A 19,653-nucleotide genomic window follows, 5' to 3' on the forward strand; every position below is an offset into this window, starting at 1 on the left:
GCGCCAGGTGACCTCGACACCCGCGGTCGTCATTGCCGCCCCCGCATCGGGCAGCGGAAAGACCACGCTGGCAACGGGTTTGATCGGAGCACTGCGCCGGGCCGGCCACCAGGTGGCGCCGTTCAAGGTCGGCCCGGACTTCATCGACCCCGGCTACCACGCGCTGGCCGCCGGGCGGGCCGGCCGCAACCTCGACCCGGTGATGGTGGGGGACAAGCTGATCGGCCCGCTGTTCGGCCACGGTGCCCGCGGTGCCGACATCGCGGTGGTCGAAGGGGTGATGGGCCTGTTCGACGGCCGGATCGGCCCCGACGTCACCGGTGCTGCGACGGGATCGACCGCGCACGTCGCGAGACTGCTCGGTGCGCCGGTGATTCTGGTGGTCGACGCGCGCGGTCAGAGCCACAGCATCGCCGCACTGCTGCACGGGTTTTCCACCTTCGACCCGCAGACCCGGATCTGCGGTGTGATCCTCAACCGGATCGGCACGGCCCGGCACGAGCTGGTGCTGCGGCAGGCCTGTGAACAGGCGGGTGTCCCGGTGCTGGGCGCAATTCCGCGAACCGCCAAATTGGAGCTTCCGACAAGGTATCTGGGCCTGGTCACCGCGGCGGAGTACGGTCGGCATGCTCAGCAGGCGATCGAGGCGATGACGGATCTGGTGACGCGTCACGTCGATCTCGCCGGCGTGGTGGCGACCGCCGGCAGCCGCGTCGGCGCCCCGCCGTGGGATCCGGCAACCGTCGTCCGGCCCGTCGGGTGTCGGGTTCGGGTCGCCCTGGCCGCAGGCAAAGCGTTCACCTTCGGGTACGTCGAACACGCCGAGTTGCTGCGGGCCGCCGGCGCGCAGGTCGTTGAGTTCGATCCGCTCAGCGACGTCCTGCCCGAGGCGACCGACGCCGTACTGCTGCCCGGCGGATTCCCCGAACAGTTCACCGCGGAGCTGTCCGCCAATGACGTCGTGCGGCGTCAGATCGCCGCACTGGCGGCCGCCGGCGCCCCCGTGCATGCGGAGTGCGCCGGCCTCATTTATCTGGCCGACGATCTGGACGGATTTCCGATGTGCGGCGTGTTGGCCGGGTCGGCGCAGTTCACCCAGCGACTCACCCTGGGTTACCGGGACGCGGTGGCCGTTGCCGACTCGTCGCTGTACGCGGCCGGACAGCGAGTGGTGGGGCACGAATTCCATCGGACCACGGTCACCTTCGCAGACAGCTACCAGCCGGCCTGGGTGTACCGGGGCGGGGGCGTGGATCGCAAACACGACGGCGCCGTCCACGGCGGTGTGCACGCTTCGTATCTGCATACTCATCCGGCGGCGGCGCCCGCCGCGGTGGCTCGTTTCGTCGCCCATGCGGGCAAGGCGCGGGCGTAGCGCGACATTAAGCTTGGGCGGTGACCGAGAGCCCCTATCTGGTGGGACTGAGACTGACCGGCCGAAAGGTCGTCATCGTCGGCGGGGGAGGCGTCGCTCAGCGCCGGTTACCGCTGCTCATCGCCAGCGGCGCCGACGTGCATGTCATCTCCCGCGGCGCCACCGCGGCAGTCGAGGCGATGGACGGGATCACCCTGTCGCTGCGCGAATACCGCGACGGCGACCTCGACGGCGCCTGGTATGCGCTGGCGGCCACCGACGACCCGCAGGTGAACGAGGCGATCGTCGCCGAGGCCGAACGGCGCCACGTCTTCTGCGTTCGCGCCGACATTGCCGTCGAGGGAACCGCGGTCACGCCGGCGTCCTTCACCTACGCGGGACTGTCGGTGGGTGTGCTGGCCGGCGGCGAACACCGCCGTTCGGCCGCCATCCGGTCCGCTATCCGGGAGGCACTGCAGCAGGGCATCATCACGGCAGAGAGCTCCGACTGGAGTTCCGAGGACGTCGTGCGCGGCGGGGTGGCGCTGGTCGGCGGCGGTCCGGGTGATCCCGAACTGATCACCGTCCGTGGCCGCCGACTGCTCGCCCAGGCCGATGTGGTGGTCGCCGACCGGCTTGCCCCGCCGGAACTGCTGGCCGAGTTGTCGCCGCATGTCGAGGTGATCGATGCGGCCAAGATCCCCTACGGCCGCGCGATGGCCCAGGACGCGATCAATGACGTGCTGATCGACCGTGCCCGGGCCGGCAAGTTCGTGGTGCGGCTCAAAGGGGGCGATCCGTTCGTGTTCGCCCGGGGGTATGAGGAAGTCCTGGCGTGCGCGGAAGCGGGAATTCCGGTGACCGTGGTGCCGGGTGTGACGAGTGCCATAGCTGTGCCCGCTCTGGCCGGAGTTCCGGTCACCCACAGGGCGACAAATCACGAGTTCGTGGTGGTCAGCGGCCATTTGGCGCCCGATCATCCCGAATCGTTAGTGAATTGGGACGCTTTGGCAGCAATGTCGGGCACCATCGTTTTGCTGATGGCGGTCGAACGGATCGAACTATTCGTCGCCGCGTTGCTGAAAGGCGGTCGACCTGCGGATACTCCGGTGATTGTGGTGCAACACGGAACGACAGCGGCGCAGCAGACGTTGCGGGCGACCCTCTCAGACACGCCGGAGAAGGTCCGAGCGGAGGGTGTTCGACCTCCCGCGATCATTGTTATCGGGCCCGTCGCAGGCTTCCGCGGCGTTCGGGGTTTAAACAATTCTTAAGATTACTGTAAGGTAACCCGCTATGACGGCTCTCAACGACTCAGAGCGGGCAATCCACCCTTGGACTGAGGGACGCTCGGAACGTTCGGCCCAGGAGCGTCCCACTCGAACAGTGGAGACCCCTTTGCAGCGCATGAGCAGGTACTACCCGACGTGGCTACCGTCACACCGGTTTATCGCCGCGGTGATCGCCATCGGCGGGATGCAGTTGTTGGCCACCATGGACAGCACCGTCGCCATCGTCGCGCTTCCTAAGATTCAGAACGAGCTCAGCCTTTCCGACGCCGGTCGGAGCTGGGTGATCACCGCCTACGTGCTGACCTTCGGTGGGTTGATGCTGCTCGGCGGTCGCCTCGGCGACACCATCGGGCGCAAGCGCACCTTCATCGTCGGTGTCGCGCTGTTCACCATCTCGTCGGTGCTCTGCGCGGTGGCCTGGGACGAGGTGACGCTCGTCATCGCCCGGCTCTCGCAGGGCGTGGGTTCGGCGATCGCCTCGCCGACCGGGTTGGCGCTGGTGGCGACCACCTTCCCGAAGGGCCCGGCGCGTAACGCCGCGACGGCGGTCTTCGCCGCCATGACGGCGATCGGGTCAGTGATGGGGCTGGTGGTCGGCGGCGCGCTGACCGAGTACTCCTGGCGGCTGGCGTTCATGGTCAACGTGCCGATCGGCTTGGTGATGATCTACCTAGCCCGGACCGCGCTGCGCGAGACCAACCGTGAGCGGATGAAGCTCGACGCCGCCGGAGCCATGTTGGCCACGCTGGCCTGCACCGCCGCTGTGTTCGCCTTCTCGGTGGGCCCGGAGAAGGGCTGGCTCTCGATCACCACCCTCGGCTCCGGTGTGGTGGCGATCGTGGCGGCTATCGCCTTCGCGATCGTCGAGCGCAGCGCCGAAAACCCGGTCATCCCGTTCCAGCTGTTCCGCGACCGCAATCGACTGGTCACGTTCACCGCGATCTTCCTGGCCGGCGGCGTCATGTTCAGCCTGACGGTATCCATCGGCCTGTACGTGCAGGACATCCTGGGTTACAGCGCGCTCGGCGCGGGCATCGGCTTCATCCCGTTCGTCATCGCCATGGGCATCGGCCTCGGGATCTCGTCGCAGCTGGTGTCGCGGTTCTCGCCGCGCGTGCTGACGATCGGCGGCGGCTGGCTGCTGCTGGGCGCGATGATCTACGGATCGATGTGCATGCACCGTGGTGCGCCGTACTTCCCGAACCTGGTGCTGCCGATCGTGATCGGCGGGATCGGCATCGGCATGGTGGTCGTCCCGCTCACACTGGCCGCGATCGCCGGCGTCGGTTTCGACCAGATCGGCCCGGTCTCGGCGATGACGCTGATGCTGCAGAGCCTGGGTGGGCCGTTGGTGCTGGCCGTCATCCAGGCCGTGATCACCTCTCGGACGCTGTTCCTGGGCGGCACGACCGGCCCGGTGAAGTTCATGAACGACGCGCAGTTGCAGGCTCTCGACCACGGCTACACCTACGGCCTGCTGTGGATCGCCGGAGCGGCCGTCATCGTCGGCATCGCGGCCCTGTTCATCGGCTACACGCCCGAGCAGGTGGCCCACGCCCAGGAGGTCAAGGAAGCGATCGACGCCGGGGAGCTGTAACGCACCCGGCTGGCCGTTCGAGTCGTCACACCAGCCCCACCAGTCTCTGGAAAATTCGGGTGTCTTGCTGCCCGCCTCTGCGCGACAGAACGAGCTGTCGCTACAAGGTGGGCAGCGCCGGTGCCAAAATTCCCAGGGGCCAGTGTGGCGCATGTGACTCGCTAGTGGTGGTTTCGCGCTGAGCCGGTGGGCGCGCAGGTCCCCGTGATTGCCGCGTCCCGTCGAGGCTGCGAATTTGCAGGGCTCTACTCGCACTTTCTCGGCAATTCTGCAGGCTCGATGATGCGCTGAGCCCTGGGTGGGCACCGCTTCGCGCCCCGGCCCGAGCCCGATGTGACGCCCGGCGCACTCGGGCCCCAAGTAGGCTTGCCGCCTGTGATCACCCGGATGTCCGAGCTGTTCCTGCGTACCCTGCGCGATGACCCCGCCGACGCAGAGGTGGCCAGCCACAAACTGCTGATCCGCGCCGGATACGTCCGACCCATCGCGCCCGGCTTGTACAGCTGGCTTCCGCTCGGCCTGAAAGTTCTGCGCAACATCGAACGCGTCGTCCGCGAGGAAATGGACGCGATCGGCGGCCAGGAGATCCTGTTCCCCGCCCTGCTGCCGCGCGCGCCCTACGAGACCACCAACAGGTGGACCGAATACGGTGACAGCGTGTTCCGGGTCAAGGACAGGCGCGGCAACGACTACATGCTGGGGCCCACCCACGAGGAGCTGTTCACCCTGACCGTCAAGGGCGAGTACAGCTCCTACAAAGACTTTCCGCTGACGCTGTACCAAATCCAGAACAAATACCGCGACGAGGCACGCCCCCGCGCCGGCATCCTGCGCGGGCGCGAGTTCGTCATGAAGGACTCGTACTCCTTCGACCTCGACGCCGCCGGGCTCAAGGCCTCTTACCACGCGCACCGCGAGGCGTACCAGCGCATCTTCGAGCGGCTCAGCGTGCGCTACGTGATCGTGTCCGCGGTGTCGGGTGCGATGGGCGGCAGCGCCTCCGAGGAATTCCTGGCCGAAAGCCCGGTCGGTGAGGACACCTTCGTCCGGTGCGTGGAGTCCGGTTACGCCGCCAACGTCGAAGCGGTCACCACTGCCCGGCCCGACGCACAACCCATCGAGGGCCTGCCCGCAGCCGAGGTCCACGACACCGGCGACACCCCGACCATCGCCACCTTGGTCACCTGGGCCAACGAGGCTCTGGACCGCACCGTCACGGCCGCGGACACCCTGAAGAACGTGCTGCTGAAGGTTCGCCAGCCCGGCGGTGACTGGGAGCTGCTGGCCATCGGTGTGCCCGGTGACCGCGAGGTTGACGACAAGCGGCTCGGCGCGGCGTTGGAACCGGCCGAGTACGCCCTGCTCGGTGACGCCGACTTCGCCAGGTACCCATTCCTGGTCAAGGGTTATATCGGTCCGAAAGCATTGCGGGACAACGACGTTCGTTATCTCGTGGATCCGCGGGTGGTGGACGGCACCAGTTGGATCACCGGCGCCGACGAGCCGGGCCGGCACGTGGTGGGTTTGGTGGCGGGCCGGGACTTCACCGCGGACGGCACCATCGAGGCCGCCGAAGTGCGCGAGGGCGACCCGTCTCCCGACGGCGCTGGACCGCTGGTGATGGCCCGCGGCATCGAGATCGGCCACATCTTCCAGCTCGGCCGCAAATACACCGACGCCTTCAGCGCCGACGTGCTCGGCGAGGATGGCAAGCCGGTGCGGCTGACCATGGGCTCCTACGGTATCGGGGTGTCGCGGCTGGTAGCCGTCGTCGCAGAGCAACACCACGACGCGCTCGGCCTGCGCTGGCCGGCCTCGATCTCCCCGTTCGGGGTGCATCTGGTGATGGCCAACAAGGATCCCGACGCCCGGGTGGGCGCCGCCAAGCTGGCCGCTGACCTGGACAAGATCGGGATGGACGTGCTGCTGGACGACCGCCAGGCCTCGCCGGGGGTCAAGTTCAAGGACGCCGAGCTGCTCGGCGTGCCCTGGATCGTCGTGGTGGGCCGCGGCTGGGCGGACGGCCGGGTGGAGCTGCGCAACCGGTACAGCGGGGAGACCAGCGAGCTGGCTGTCAGCGACTCGCTCACCACGGACCTGGTGGCGGCCATCAGCGCCTGACGGCGATCGCAAGCGCGGCATAGCCGGGCGCGGCGGGTCGCCGCCATCAAGCCCCGCGGCGATCGCAAGCGCGGCATAGCCGGGCGCGGCGGGTCGCCGCCATCAAGCCCCGCGGCGATCGCAAGCGCGGCATAGCCGGGCGCGGCGGGTCGCCGCCATCAAGCCCCGCCCCAGACCTACTCGTTGCCGCCCGGGAACGTCGAATTGATCGGCCAACCGCCGAGCACCTTGTTCCACCGCGCGGCCATCACCGCGCTCTGGGTCAGTGCGGTCGAGGCGAACGCACGATCCTCGGCGGTCTCGGCGTGCTCGACCACCGCCCGCCACGCCGTCGCCCCGTCGTTTTCCATCCGTGCCGCCAGCCGCGCCGCATCCGCCGGGCTGCCCACCGGCGAGGGCAGCTGATAACCGGCCGCGGCCGGTGCCGGGGTGACCTTGCGGGCAGTCAGCATCGCGATGACGTCGTCGCGACGCTGGCGGTGCTGATTGAGCGCCTCCACCACCAGGTCGTTGACGCTGGGCGGGGACAGCGCGGAGACGATGCCGTAGCCGTAGATGGTGCCGTGCTCGACCGCCAGCGCATCGCTGAGGGCCGCGACATCGGCGTCTTTACCGCCGGGACTCATATCGACGGGCCTCCGGGCACCAGGGCAACCTCGCAGGATGCGGTGCACGAGGCGGCGATCGAGGCGAGCAACCCGGCCCGGTAGCCCGACGAGGTCGACACCAGGCGGTTGGCGTCGTCCGCCGACTTGCGCAGCGAGTCGATCACGTCCGAGACCGGCGGCGCAGGCGGCGGCGGAGCCTGCGGCTCGGTCGGGCTGGGGGTGGCACTAGAGATGCTTGTTTCGCTGGTCGAGGAGACTAGCTTGCCGGCCGCGCGGGCAATCTCGGTGGACAGCGCCCGTGCGTGCGCGGCGCGCTGGGTAGCGACCACGGTCAGCGCGGCCGCGATCTGCGGGGGACTGCCGATCGCTCCGGCGGCCGCGGCGGCCAGCGCGCTGTCGCGCCGCGCCTGATCCAACGGGCCAACAAGCTCCTCGACGGCCGGGGACTTGGGCGCCGACTCGCCGCAGGCGGTTGCCGCCACCCCGAGTGCAGCGAGAGCGGCACCACCGGCGAGCACACGCCGCCGGCTGATGACGCGTACTGCTCTGGGCACGCCCCACATCCTGCCATCACCGGGCACCGCGGCAGCGCCAGCCACGACGCGGTCGAACGCCGACCCGGACCCGACCTGGGATCGCGACGTTGTTGAACGGGCGTCAGTAGCCGATCCTGGCGTATCGTGGGTAGCTGGCTCTCTGAGTTCGCTGTGAAAGCCGCGCGCACGCCGATTGACCGACAACTCAAGATGAGGAGCTCGCCGTGACCACCGGGCTACCTTCGCAGACGCAGGTGATCGAGCTACTGGCCGGAGAATTCGCGCGTGCCGGTTACGAGATTGAAGACGTGGTCATCGACAGCCGCATCCGCCCGCCGCGCATCACCGTGATCGCCGACGGCGACACCGCCCTGGACCTCGACACCGTCGCGACCCTGTCCCGCACCGCATCCGATTTGCTGGACACGCTGGACGGCAACGACGGCAACGACGGCAGTTCGGCCGCCTATGTCCTCGAGGTCAGCTCTCCCGGCGTGGAGCGCCCGTTGACCACCGAGAAGCATTTCCGTCGGGCACGGGGCCGCAAGGTGGATCTGGCGCTGTCCGACGGATCACAGCTGGCCGGCCGGGTCGCCCGCGCGGCCGGCGGCACGCTGTCGCTGGTGGTCCGCGCCGGACGCGAACCGGCGCTGCGGGAGATCCCGCTGGCCGACATCATCAAAGCGGTGGTCCAAGTCGAGTTTTCACCGCCGCCACACGCGGAGTTGGAGCTGTTGGATCGGGCAGAGGGGACGGAGGCCGGAGCATGAACATCGACATGGCCGCGCTCCACGCGATCGAGGTGGACCGGGGCATTTCGGTCAGTGAGCTGCTCGAGACGATCAAGTCTGCGCTGCTCACCGCCTACCGGCACACCGAAGGGCACCAGTCCGACGCCCGGATCGAGATCGACCGCAAGACCGGCGTGGTGCGCGTCATCGCCCGCGAGACGGACGAAGACGGCAACCTGATCAGCGAGTGGGACGACACGCCCGAGGGCTTCGGCCGCATCGCGGCCACTACCGCACGCCAGGTCATGCTGCAACGCTTCCGGGACGCCGAGAACGAGCGGACCTTCGGCGAGTTCTCCACCCGCGAAGGCGAGATCGTCGCCGGGGTCATCCAGCGTGACAGCCGGGCCAACGCCCGCGGCCTGGTCGTCGTCCGGATGGGCACCGAAGCCAAGGCGTCCGAAGGCGTGATCCCGGCCGCTGAACAGGTGCCCGGCGAGAGCTACGAGCACGGCAACCGGCTGCGCTGTTACGTCGTCGGTGTCAGTCGCGGGTCGCGTGAGCCGCTGATCACGCTCTCGCGCACCCACCCGAACCTGGTCCGCAAGCTGTTCTCCCTGGAAGTGCCCGAGATCGCCGACGGCTCGGTGGAGATCGTGGCTGTGGCCCGCGAGGCCGGCCACCGGTCCAAGATCGCCGTCGCCTCCCGGGTGCCCGGCCTGAACGCCAAAGGGGCCTGCATCGGGCCGATGGGGCAGCGGGTCCGCAATGTGATGAGCGAGCTGTCCGGCGAGAAGATCGACATCATCGACTACGACGAGGACCCGGCCCGGTTCGTGGCCAACGCGTTGTCGCCGGCCAAGGTGGTCTCGGTGTCGGTCATCGACGCCAACGCCCGGGCCGCCCGCGTGGTGGTCCCCGACTTCCAGTTGTCACTGGCCATCGGCAAGGAAGGACAGAACGCCCGGCTGGCTGCCCGCCTCACCGGTTGGCGCATCGACATCCGGGGTGACGCCCCGGGGCAGCCCGAACAGGGCGCCAGCCACGGGATGGCGCACGAGCACTGAGGCGTCTTCGCGCCGGCTGCCGAACTCGGTGGCATCGGTTCGGCTCAGATGCCGAGTTGTCGCTCGATCTGCGGCCAGTAGCGCAGACCGCCGGGGCTCAGCAGAACCCAGTCATGGAACCCGCCGGTGGCCAGGACGAAGCTGATCGGCGCCGCTGACCAGAGGGTCGATCAGCGCACGATCGCCGGCCTTGCCTGATAGATCTTGTTTCAGCCGAGCACGCTGACGCGGGATGCGCCGTCGGTCGGATCTGCGCGGAGATGTAGCCGGCCACTTTGGGCGCCATGGTGCCGCGCACCACCCTGCTGGATGAGCGGGTAGATCGGCACCTCGAAGGTCGCGCCGGTCCGGTAGGCCATCACGGAGTAGGCGAGCCAGTGGAGGATCATCGGCGGCAAGAATGCGCCCCCGTGCAGGGCGTCTTCGCCGGCCGGGTGAGCCGGGACGATCTCGACGACGCGCATCCCGTCGTAGCTGGTGTAGCGGACCGTTTCGCCCAGCAGTGCCTTCAGGAGCCGCGGCGGCGCGTCGCTGAAGAGCGGTGTCAGGTAGCCGCTGGCAGACAGCTGCTGAACCGGCGAGCCCAGCACCGAGTTCGATGCGGCTCAGCAGTGACTGTCTGCCGCTGCAGGCGGGATGCTCCGCGGCTGGGACCGGCTCGATGGCCGGTGACCCGAAGATCGCGGTCCACAACGCGTTTCCCAGAGCCGACAGGTTGGCGGCTTCCGCGCTGATGAAGACTCCGCGCTCGACTGCAGCCTCGATATCACCTCAGAGTGAAAGGCCGCGGCCAGGGCGCTCATCGCCGGAAATGCCAGACCATGCGTCGAGAACAGCTCCGCAATGGCCACCGGTGGTCCGCAGGAGTCCGGTACTGAACTGATGCGAATATCACGCTGTCGTCAGACGCGGGCGCCCGCGCCGCGCGGGTGGTTCTGACCACTGGTCGGGTGACGCTAGACTGAGCCGTGATCCAGCGCGAGCCTTCGGCCTCGACGCGCCAACGCCCGGGCACCCCCAGCGGACCGGTGCGGACGTGTGTCGGATGCCGGAAGCGAGAGCTGGCCGTCGAACTGCTTCGAGTGGTGGCTCGGTCAACCGGGAACGGCAACCACGCCGTGATCGTTGATCCAGCCGGAAGCCTGCCGGGGCGAGGTGCCTGGTTGCATCCCGGTCCGCAGTGCCTGCAACAAGCGATTCGGCGGCGGGCTTTCACCAGAGCGCTGCGCATCACCGGTTCACCGGACACATCCGCGGTGATCGAGCATCTGAGCTCGTCCCACCGCGCAACAGAACAGGTAGCAACGAACATGAGCACACCGTGAAGTCCCGATGACCATGCGTCATAGCTAAACCCGAGGCGCGGCCCCCTGCTGTCGCCTCATAGACAGGAGATGTAGTGGCAGGTAAGGCCCGCGTACACGAGTTGGCTAAGGAACTCGGTGTCACCAGCAAGGAAGTTCTCGCCCGGCTGACCGAACAGGGCGAATTCGTCAAATCGGCATCATCCACGGTGGAAGCACCCGTGGCCCGGCGGCTCCGCGAGTCGTTCGGTGGCGGCAAGTCCGCCGGCGGCGGTGCGGCGAAGAGCCCCCAATCAGCCCCCCCGGCCAGTGCCCCGATCGTCGCCAAGCCCGCCGAGAAGGCGGTGCCGTCGGCGACCGGTGCGGCACTCGACCGTGCGCTGGACAAGGCGGTGGGCAACGGCGCGTCCACCGGTGCCCCGGCCAAGCCGGCCGCTCCGAGTCGCCCGGCGGCCGCGGCCACTCCGGCCCCGCCGGCGCCGCCGGCCACACCGGCAGCCCCGGCCGCCCCACCGGCCCCGGCGGCCCCGGCGGCCAGAGCGAAGCCCGCACCGCCGGCCCCGCCGACGCCCGGCCCCGCGGCTCCCACGCCGGGACAAGCCGCCCCGCCGCAGGCCCCGCAACCGGGCGCGACGCCCGGACCGCGTCCGGGCCCGATGCCCAAGCCCGGCGTGCGCACCCCCCGCGTCGGCAACAACCCGTTCTCCTCGGCGCAGCCGGTGGACCGGCCGATTCCGCGTCCGCATCCGCAGGCTCCGCGCCCCGGCGCACCCCGGCCGGGCGCGCCGCGACCGGGCGGAGCCTCGCCCAGCAGCATGCCGCCGCGTCCCGGCGGCTCCTCCGGTGGGCCGCGTCCGCCGCGTACCGGCGCACCCCGGCCAGGAGGAGCCCGTCCTGGTGGCAGCGGCGGTCCCGGCGGAGGCGGCGGTGGTAACTACCGTGGCGGCGGCGGTGTCGGCGCGGCGCCCGGCGGTGGCGGCGGCTTCCGGGGTCGCCCCGGTGGCGGTGGCCCCGGCGCTGGCGGCGGTGGCGGTGGCGGCGGCGGCCGTCCCGGTCAGCGCGGTGGCGCGGCCGGTGCGTTCGGCCGTCCCGGAGGCGCGCCGCGGCGTGGCCGCAAGTCCAAGCGGGCAAAACGCGCCGAGTACGAGAACATGCAGGCGCCGGTCGTCGGTGGCGTGCGGTTGCCGCACGGCAACGGCGAGACAATCCGGCTGGCCCGCGGCGCATCGCTGAGCGACTTCGCCGACAAGATCAACGCCAACCCGGCCGCGCTGGTGCAGGCACTGTTCAATCTGGGCGAGATGGTCACCGCCACCCAGTCGGTTGGCGACGAGACGCTCGAGCTGCTGGGCAGCGAGATGAACTACAACGTCCAGGTCGTCAGCCCCGAGGACGAGGACCGCGAGCTGCTGGAGTCGTTTGATCTCTCCTACGGAGAAGACTCCGGGGACGAGGGCGATCTGCAGACCCGTCCGCCGGTGGTCACCGTCATGGGTCACGTCGACCACGGCAAGACCCGGCTGTTGGACACCATCCGTAAGGCCAGCGTCCGTGAGGGCGAGGCCGGTGGCATCACCCAGCACATCGGTGCCTACCAGGTCGGTGTCAACTTCGAGGGCAGCGAGCGGCTGATCACCTTCATCGACACCCCCGGTCACGAGGCGTTCACCGCCATGCGTGCCCGCGGTGCCAAGGCCACCGACATCGCCATCCTGGTGGTGGCCGCCGACGACGGCGTGATGCCGCAGACGGTGGAGGCCATCAACCACGCGCAGGCCGCCGATGTGCCGATCGTGGTGGCGGTCAACAAGATCGACAAAGAGGGTGCCGACCCGGCCAAGATCCGCGGCCAGCTCACCGAATACGGTTTGGTGGCAGAGGATTTCGGTGGCGACACGATGTTCGTGGACATCTCGGCCAAGCAGGGCACCAATATCGAGGCGCTCGAAGAGGCGGTGCTGCTGACCGCCGACGCGGCCCTGGACCTGCGAGCCAACCCCGACATGGAAGCTCAGGGTGTGGCGATCGAGGCGCACCTGGACCGCGGCCGCGGTCCGGTGGCCACTGTGTTGATCCAGCGCGGCACGCTGCGGGTGGGTGACTCGGTGGTGGCCGGCGACGCGTACGGCCGGGTGCGCCGGATGGTCGACGAGCACGGCGAGGACGTCGAGGAGGCGCTGCCGTCCCGGCCGGTGCAGGTCATCGGCTTCACGTCGGTGCCCGGTGCCGGTGACAACTTCCTGGTCGTCGACGAGGACCGCATCGCCCGCCAGATCGCCGACCGGCGCAGCGCCCGCAAGCGCAACGCCCTGGCCGCGCGCAGCCGTAAGCGGATCAGCCTGGAGGACCTGGACTCGGCGCTGAAGGAAACCAGCCAGCTGAACCTGATCCTCAAGGGCGACAACGCCGGTACCGTCGAGGCGCTGGAAGAGGCCCTGATGGGCATCGAGGTGGACGACGAGGTGGCGCTGCGCGTCATCGACCGCGGTGTCGGTGGCATCACCGAAACCAACGTCAACCTGGCGTCGGCCTCGGATGCGATCATCATCGGCTTCAACGTGCGTGCCGAAGGTAAGGCGACGGAGCTGGCCAACCGCGAAGGCGTCGAGATCCGTTACTACTCGGTCATCTACCAGGCGATCGACGAGATTGAGAAGGCTTTGCGCGGCATGCTCAAGCCGATCTACGAGGAGAACCAGCTGGGTCGCGCGGAGATCCGCGCCATCTTCCGGTCCTCGAAAGTCGGCATCATCGCCGGCTGCATGATCACCTCCGGGGTGGTGCGCCGCAACGCCAAGGCCCGACTGTTGCGGGACAACATCGTGGTGACCGAGAACCTCTCGATTAACTCGCTGCGTCGGGAGAAGGACGATGTCACCGAGGTCCGCGAGGGCTTCGAGTGTGGTCTGACGCTGGGCTATGCGGACATCAAGGAAGGCGACATCATCGAGTCCTTCGAGCTCGTGCAGAAGGAACGGTCGTGACCGCCGATGGCTGACCCCGCCCGGGCACGCCGGCTGGCCAAACGGATCAGCACCATCGTCGCCTCGGCGATCGAGTACGAGATCAAGGATCCCGGGCTGGCCGGGGTGACCATCGTCGACACCAAGGTCACCAACGACCTGCACGACGCGACGGTCTACTACACGGTGATGGGCCCGACGCTGGACGACGAGCCCGACTACCCTGGCGCCGCCGCGGCGCTGGACCGGGCCAAGGGCGTGCTGCGCACCAAGGTCGGAGCGGGCACCGGAGTGCGCTTCACTCCGACCTTGACCTTCACCCGTGACACGACGTCGGACACGGTCAACCGGATGGAAGAGTTGCTGGCCCGTGCCCGTGCCGCGGATGCCGATCTGGCGCGGGTGCGGGTGGGTGCCAAACCGGCGGGGGAGGCCGACCCGTACCGTGATAGTGGGTCGGCGGCCGAAGCGCCGGCCGCCGGGGGACTTGGCAGTGCTCGAGGCATCGAAGCTGAGGACACCGATGACGATTATCAATCGCAAGATCGATCCGAAGATTGAGCTGACCGGACTGCCGCGCCTCGGCGGGGCGCGCGTCGATGCAGCCGGCGCCGTCGAACTGCTGTCGGCCGCGGAGTCGGTGGCGGTGGTCTGCCACGTGCATCCCGACGCTGACACCATCGGCGCCGGGCTGGCCCTGGGCGCCGTGCTCGAGCGGTGTGGCAAGCACGTGCAAGTGAGTTTCGCCGCGCCGGCGGAACTGCCGCAGTCGCTGAGCACGCTTCCGGGGTGCCACCTGCTGGTGGGGCCCCGGGAAGTGCGTCGCGACGTCGATCTGGTGGTCACCGTCGACGTGCCCAGCATGCACCGGCTGGGGTCACTGCAAGATCTCGCCGGTTCCGACCAGCAGATGCTGGTCATCGACCATCACGCGTCCAACGGATTTTTCGGCACCGCGAACTTCGTGGACACCTCCGCGGATTCGACCACCATGATGATCGCCGAGATCCTCGACCTGTGGGGCAAACCGATCGACCGGGGCGTGGCGCACTGCATCTACGCCGGGCTGACCACCGACACCGGATCGTTCCGCTGGGCCAGCGCGCGTGCGCTCCGGCTGGCCGCGCGGCTGGTGGACCTCGGGGTAGACAACGCCGCCGTCAGCCGCTCATTGATGGACAGCCACCCCTACGCCTGGTTGCCCATGCTGTCGCGCGTGCTGGCCACCGCGCAACTGCTGCCCGAGGCCGCGGCCGGTCAGGGGCTGGTGTACGCGGTGGTCGACCACCACGAGTGGGCCAGCTCTCGCTCGGAGGAAGTCGAAAGCGTCGTCGACATCGTGCGCACCACGCAACAGGCCGAGGTGGCGGCGGTGTTCAAGGAAGTCGAACCGCGACGTTGGTCGGTGTCGATGCGTGCCAAGTCCCTGGACCTGGCCACGGTGGCGATGGGTTTCGGGGGCGGTGGACACCGGTTGGCGGCCGGCTATTCGGCCACCGGCTCGATCGATGAGGTGGTCGCGGCGCTGCGCGAGGCACTCGAATAGCGGCCCTGCGTCAGGGCGGCGCGGATCCTGGCAGACCTGCCGCCGATGGCCGGCAGATCGCGGCACTGGCCCTGCCTGCGCTGGGTGTGCTGGCCGCGGAGCCGCTGTACCTCCTTTTCGACACCGCGGTCATCGGGCGGCTGGGTGCGGTGGCGCTGGCCGGACTGGCGATCGGCAGCCTGGTGCTCGGTCTGGTCAGCACGCAGTTGACGTTCCTGTCCTACGGCACGACGGCCCGCGCGGCCCGCTACTTCGGCGCCGCGGACCGCGCCGCGGCCGTCCACGAGGGTGTTCAGGCGACGTGGCTGGCGTTGGGCCTGGGCGCGGCGATCGTGGTGGTCGTGCAGGCCACGGCGCTACCGGTGGTGTCGGTGATCGGGTCGAATGACCACATCGCCGCCGCGGCCCTGCCGTGGCTGCGGATCGCCATCCTGGGCGCGCCGGCTGTGCTGGTCTCGCTCGCCGGAAACGGCTGGATGCGCGGCGTGCAGGACACCGTGCGGCCGCTGCGCTATGTGGTCGCGGGTTTCGGCGTCTCGGCGCTGCTGTGCCCGGTGCTGGTGTACGGCTGGCTGGGTGCGCCGCGGCTGGGTCTGGCCGGGTCGGCGGTGGCCAACGTGATCGGGCAGTGGCTGGCGGCGCTGCTGTTCGGCGGCGCGCTGCTGGCCGAGCGGGTGCCGCTGCGAGTGGACCGGGCTGCGTTGCGGGCCCAATTGGTGATGGGACGGGATCTGATCCTGCGCAGCATGGCTTTTCAGGTGTGTTATGTCTCCGCCGCGGCGGTGGCCGCGCGGTTCGGCGCCGCCGCGCTGGCCGCCCACCAGATTGTGTTGCAGCTGTGGACGTTTCTCGCGCTGGTGCTCGATTCGCTGGCCATTGCCGCGCAGTCGCTGGTGGGTGCGGCGCTGGGGGCCGGGATGCCGCCCATGCCAAGTGGGTTGCGTGGCGGGTGACGTGGTTCTCGTTGCTGGCGGCGGGGGTGTTGGCGGTCGCGTTCGGGGTGGGCTCGTCGGTGCTGCCGGACCTGTTCACCGACGACCCGTCGGTACTGGCCGCGATTGAGGTGCCATGGTGGTTCATGGTGGCCCAGTTGCCCATTGCCGGAATCGTTTTCGCGTGGGACGGGGTACTGCTCGGGGCCGGCGACGCCGCGTTCATGCGCACCGCCACGGTTGCCGGCGCATTGCTGGGCTTTCTTCCGCTGATCTGGTTGTCGCTGGTCTTCGGTTGGGGACTGGTGGGAATCTGGTCAGGACTGAGCACATTCATGGCGCTGCGGCTGATCTTCGGCGGCTGGCGCGCGCTGTCCGGACGGTGGGCGGTCCCCGGCACCGGCTGATATGCGCCGAGATTGCCCGGGTGGTGGTGGGTGGCCACTCAAGCACGGCCGTGACGGCAATGTCGGCGCGGGTACGCGCGGCTACACTCACGCCGGTGAGGACGACGCGACCGACCCGGCGGCGCCCGTGGAGCGATTACGCATTGTTCATCGCGCTGGTCGGCCCCAATGTGGCGCTGTTGGCGTTGTTCATCTACCGGCCGCTGGCCGACAACATCCGGCTGTCGTTCTTCGACTGGAACATCTCCGATCCGCGCGCCGAGTTCGTCGGCCTGTCCAATTACGTGGAGTGGTTCACCCGTTCGGACACCGCCCGGATCGTGCTCAACACCACGGTGTTCACCGTGGCCGCGGTGGCCGGCTCGATGGTGTTGGGCCTGGCGCTGGCCATGTTGCTCGATCAGCCACTACGCGGCCGAAACTTCGTGCGCTCCACGGTTTTCGCCCCGTTCGTGATCTCCGGTGCGGCGGTGGGGCTGGCCGCCCAGTTCGTCTTCGACCCACACTTCGGTCTGATCCAGGACCTGCTGCGCCGCGTCGGGGTCGGGGTGCCCGATTTCTACCAGGACGCGCACTGGGCGATGGTCATGATCGTCGTCACCTACGTCTGGAAGAACCTCGGCTACACCTTCGTCATCTACCTGGCGGCGTTGCAGGGGGTGCGGCGAGACCTGTTGGAAGCGGCGCAGATTGACGGTGCCGGCCGGTGGACCACGTTCCGCATGGTCACGTTGCCGCAGCTGCGGCCCACCACGTTCTTCCTGTCGATCACCGTGCTGATCAGCTCGCTGCAGGTGTTCGACGTCATCAACGTCATGACCCGCGGCGGTCCGGAGGGTACCGGCACCACCACCATGGTGTACCAGGTGTACCTGGAGACCTTCCGGAACTTTCGCGCCGGCTACGGCGCCGCCGTCGCCACGATCATGTTCCTGGTGCTGTTGGCCATCACCTACTACCAGGTACGCGTGATGGACAGGGAGCAGCGCCAATGAGTTCCGATCGTGCGCGGCCGGCGCGGCTGCTCGGCTACGCGGCGATGCTGGTGGTGGTCGCCCTGATCGCCGGACCGCTGACGTTTGTGTTCTTCACCTCGTTCAAAGACCAGCCCGACGTGTATTCGCAGCCGACCACCTGGTGGCCGCCGCACTGGAATCCGCAGAATTACCGGACTGCCACGCAACAGATTCCGTTCTGGACCTACGTGCGCAACTCGGTGATCATCACCTCAGCGCTGGCGGCGGCGAAGTTCGTCCTGGGCGTGCTGAGCGCCTTCGGCCTGGTGTTCGTGCGGTTCCCGGGCCGCAACGTGGTGTTCCTGTCAATTATCGCCGCGCTGATGGTGCCCAACCAGATCACCGTGATCTCTAACTACGCGCTGATCTCTCAACTGGGACTGCGCAATACCTTTCCCGGCATCATCCTGCCGCTGGCCGGGGTCGCGTTCGGGACCTTCCTGATGCGCAACCACTTTCTGTCTCTGCCCGCGGAGGTGATCGAAGCGGCCCGGATGGACGGGGCCCGTTGGTGGCAACTGCTGCTTCAGGTGGTGCTGCCGATGTCGGGACCCACCATGGTGGCGTTCGGCCTCATCACGGTGGTCAACGAATGGAACGAATATCTCTGGCCGTTTCTGATGTCCGACGACGAGTCGGTGGCGCCGCTACCGATCGGCCTGACCTTCCTGCAGCAGGCCGAAGGTGTCACCAACTGGGGCCCGGTGATGGCGGTGACGCTGTTGGCGATGCTGCCGATTCTGCTCATTTTCATCGTGCTGCAGCGGCAGATGATCAAGGGACTGACCTCGGGCGCGGTGAAGGGGTGACGATGCTGAATCGCAGAGGACTCCTGGCGCTAGCGGCGGCCGGTCTGACGGCCGGGTGCGCCGGCATGGGCGGCGGCGGCCCGGTCAAGTCGGGCAACGGCCCGATTACGTTCTGGTCCAACCACCCTGGCCTGTCCACCGCGGTGGAACGCGAGCTGATCAGCCGTTTCCAACAGGAATTCCCCGGCCTGCAGGTCAAGTTGATCGACGCCGGAAAGAACTACGACGAGGTCGCGCAGAAGTTCAACGCCTCGCTCATCGGCGCCGATGTGCCCGATGTAGTTGTGCTGGATGACATTTGGTGGTTTCATTTTGCGCTCAGTGGCGTCCTGGCTCCGCTCGACGACCTGTTCCGGGAAGTGGGCGTGGACACCGGGGACTACGTGGACTCGCTGTTGGCCGACTACGAGTTCGGCGGCCACCACTACGCGTTGCCGTATGCGCGGTCGACACCGCTGTTCTACTACAACAAGGCGGTCTGGAATCGGGCCGGGCTGCCGGATCGCGGGCCGACCTCCTGGCCGGAGTTCGGCGAATGGGGTCCGCGCCTGCAGCGGGTGGTCGACGCCGGCAACCTGGCCCACGGCTGGGCCAGTTCCGAGGCGATCTCCTGGACCTTCGAAGGCCCGAATTGGGCGTTCGGCGGTGCCTACTCCGACGGATGGACCCTGAAGTTCACCGACCCGGCGACCATCGCGGCGGGGAACTTCCTGCGTGAATCCATCCACGGTAAGCGCTACGCGGCGGTCGCCAACAGCGTCGCCAACGAGTTCGCCACCGGCATCCTCGCTTCGACCGTGGCTTCGACGGGGGCGCTGGTCGGGATCACCGCCGCGGCGCGGTTCGATTTCGGTGTGGCCGCGCTGCCCACCGGTCCGGGCGGCGCGCCGGCATGTCCGACGGGCGGCGCCGGCCTGGCCATCCCGATGAAGCTGTCCGACGAACGAAAGCTCAACGCGCTCAAATTCATCGCGTACCTCACCAGTCCGCGCAACACTGCCTATTTCAGTCAGCACACCGGTTATCTCGCGGTGCGGAAGTCGGCCGTCGACGATCCGACTCAGCAGCAGTACCTGGCCGACAATCCGCGTGCCCGGGTGGCGTTCGATCAGCTGCCGCACACCCGTCCGCAGGACTACGCCCGCGTCTTTCTGCCCGGTGGCGACCGGATCATCTCGTCCGGCCTGGAATCCATCGGCCTCAAGGGAGCTGACGTCGGCGCCACGTTCGGCAAGATGCAGCAGCAGCTGCAGGTCATCTACAACCGGCAGATCAAACGCAAGCTCTCGGGATTCCGTCACGGGTGAATTCCGGTATTGGTGGTTGACGCTTCACGGTAGGATCCCTTGACTCCATGATCGGGCTTCGGG

The 19,653-nt window shown here is 68.4% G+C and carries 17 protein-coding genes and 1 pseudogene; 14 read left to right on the top strand and 4 right to left on the bottom strand.

Going from position 1 to position 19,653, the window contains the following annotated elements; genetic code table 11:
- Positions 1–7: 7 nt before the first annotated feature.
- The 4 genes from JX552_RS10815 (at position 8) to JX552_RS10830 (ending at position 6,364) form a co-directional block, all read left to right on the top strand.
- Positions 8–1,375 carry a cobyrinic acid a,c-diamide synthase CobB gene (locus JX552_RS10815; protein ID WP_205877396.1) on the top strand — a complete coding sequence of 456 codons (1,368 nt, stop codon included), beginning with the start codon at positions 8–10 and terminating at the stop codon, positions 1,373–1,375.
- A 20-nt stretch (positions 1,376–1,395) separates the two neighbouring features.
- Positions 1,396–2,628, top strand: coding sequence for a uroporphyrinogen-III C-methyltransferase (cobA, locus tag JX552_RS10820; protein WP_205877397.1), 1,233 nt, complete (start codon positions 1,396–1,398; stop codon positions 2,626–2,628).
- A gap of 22 nt (positions 2,629–2,650) precedes the next feature.
- Positions 2,651–4,243, top strand: a complete 1,593-nt coding sequence (locus JX552_RS10825; RefSeq protein ID WP_205877399.1) for an MFS transporter — start codon at positions 2,651–2,653, stop codon at positions 4,241–4,243.
- 375 nt (positions 4,244–4,618) lie between these two features.
- Positions 4,619–6,364 (top strand): proline--tRNA ligase, encoded by a 1,746-nt coding sequence (locus JX552_RS10830; RefSeq protein WP_205877401.1) that lies wholly within the window; start codon positions 4,619–4,621, stop codon positions 6,362–6,364.
- Between the two features lie 176 nt (positions 6,365–6,540).
- Here the strand turns inward: JX552_RS10830 and JX552_RS10840 are convergent, their stop codons facing one another.
- Both JX552_RS10840 and JX552_RS10845 read right to left on the bottom strand, forming a co-directional pair.
- Positions 6,541–6,990: a ferritin-like domain-containing protein gene (locus tag JX552_RS10840; RefSeq protein WP_205877403.1), complete on the bottom strand. Its 450-nt coding sequence runs from the start codon at positions 6,988–6,990 to the stop codon at positions 6,541–6,543.
- Positions 6,987–7,526 carry a hypothetical protein gene (locus JX552_RS10845; RefSeq protein WP_241011000.1) on the bottom strand — a complete coding sequence of 180 codons (540 nt, stop codon included), beginning with the start codon at positions 7,524–7,526 and terminating at the stop codon, positions 6,987–6,989. The genes JX552_RS10840 and JX552_RS10845 overlap by 4 nt, the downstream gene beginning before the upstream one ends.
- Before the next feature lie 206 nt (positions 7,527–7,732).
- On the opposite strand from JX552_RS10845, the gene rimP reads away from it, so the two are divergent.
- Together rimP and nusA are read left to right on the top strand one after the other, a co-directional pair.
- Positions 7,733–8,278, top strand: coding sequence for a ribosome maturation factor RimP (rimP, locus tag JX552_RS10850; RefSeq protein ID WP_205877405.1), 546 nt, complete (start codon positions 7,733–7,735; stop codon positions 8,276–8,278).
- On the top strand, positions 8,275–9,306 hold the full coding sequence (gene nusA, locus JX552_RS10855) for a transcription termination factor NusA (protein WP_205877406.1): 1,032 nt from the start codon (positions 8,275–8,277) through the stop codon (positions 9,304–9,306). The genes rimP and nusA overlap by 4 nt, the downstream gene beginning before the upstream one ends.
- A gap of 209 nt (positions 9,307–9,515) precedes the next feature.
- On the opposite strand, the gene JX552_RS10860 is transcribed toward nusA, so the two are convergent.
- Together JX552_RS10860 and JX552_RS34090 are read right to left on the bottom strand one after the other, a co-directional pair.
- On the bottom strand, positions 9,516–9,896 hold the full coding sequence (locus JX552_RS10860) for a hypothetical protein (RefSeq protein ID WP_205877408.1): 381 nt from the start codon (positions 9,894–9,896) through the stop codon (positions 9,516–9,518).
- A gap of 15 nt (positions 9,897–9,911) precedes the next feature.
- A complete protein-coding gene (locus JX552_RS34090; protein WP_205877410.1) occupies positions 9,912–10,157 on the bottom strand; it encodes a PE family protein in 246 nt (81 codons plus the stop codon).
- A gap of 234 nt (positions 10,158–10,391) precedes the next feature.
- Here JX552_RS34090 and JX552_RS10870 point away from each other — a divergent pair, with 234 nt between their 5' ends.
- The 8 genes and pseudogenes from JX552_RS10870 (at position 10,392) to JX552_RS10905 (ending at position 19,590) form a co-directional block, all read left to right on the top strand.
- Positions 10,392–10,631 carry a YlxR family protein gene (locus JX552_RS10870; RefSeq protein ID WP_431195942.1) on the top strand — a complete coding sequence of 80 codons (240 nt, stop codon included), beginning with the start codon at positions 10,392–10,394 and terminating at the stop codon, positions 10,629–10,631.
- A 74-nt stretch (positions 10,632–10,705) separates the two neighbouring features.
- Positions 10,706–13,594 carry a translation initiation factor IF-2 gene (infB, locus tag JX552_RS10875; protein ID WP_205877414.1) on the top strand — a complete coding sequence of 963 codons (2,889 nt, stop codon included), beginning with the start codon at positions 10,706–10,708 and terminating at the stop codon, positions 13,592–13,594.
- Positions 13,595–13,600: 6 nt separating this feature from the next.
- Positions 13,601–14,134 (top strand): 30S ribosome-binding factor RbfA, encoded by a 534-nt coding sequence (gene rbfA, locus JX552_RS10880; RefSeq protein ID WP_205877416.1) that lies wholly within the window; start codon positions 13,601–13,603, stop codon positions 14,132–14,134.
- Positions 14,097–15,119 carry a DHH family phosphoesterase gene (locus JX552_RS10885; protein ID WP_205877417.1) on the top strand — a complete coding sequence of 341 codons (1,023 nt, stop codon included), beginning with the start codon at positions 14,097–14,099 and terminating at the stop codon, positions 15,117–15,119. The genes rbfA and JX552_RS10885 overlap by 38 nt, the downstream gene beginning before the upstream one ends.
- Before the next feature lie 5 nt (positions 15,120–15,124).
- A pseudogene (locus JX552_RS10890) lies at positions 15,125–16,458 on the top strand (MATE family efflux transporter).
- Between the two features lie 95 nt (positions 16,459–16,553).
- Entirely contained in the window at positions 16,554–17,453 is a 900-nt protein-coding gene (locus JX552_RS10895) for a carbohydrate ABC transporter permease (RefSeq protein WP_241011001.1), read from the top strand.
- Entirely contained in the window at positions 17,450–18,283 is an 834-nt protein-coding gene (locus JX552_RS10900) for a carbohydrate ABC transporter permease (RefSeq protein WP_205877419.1), read from the top strand. Before JX552_RS10895 ends, JX552_RS10900 begins: the two co-directional genes overlap by 4 nt.
- Positions 18,280–19,590, top strand: coding sequence for an ABC transporter substrate-binding protein (locus tag JX552_RS10905; RefSeq protein ID WP_205877421.1), 1,311 nt, complete (start codon positions 18,280–18,282; stop codon positions 19,588–19,590). The genes JX552_RS10900 and JX552_RS10905 overlap by 4 nt, the downstream gene beginning before the upstream one ends.
- Positions 19,591–19,653 lie beyond the last annotated feature (63 nt).

Source organism: Mycobacterium gordonae (assembly GCF_017086405.1).
In the GTDB taxonomy this organism is placed as follows: domain Bacteria; phylum Actinomycetota; class Actinomycetes; order Mycobacteriales; family Mycobacteriaceae; genus Mycobacterium; species Mycobacterium gordonae_D.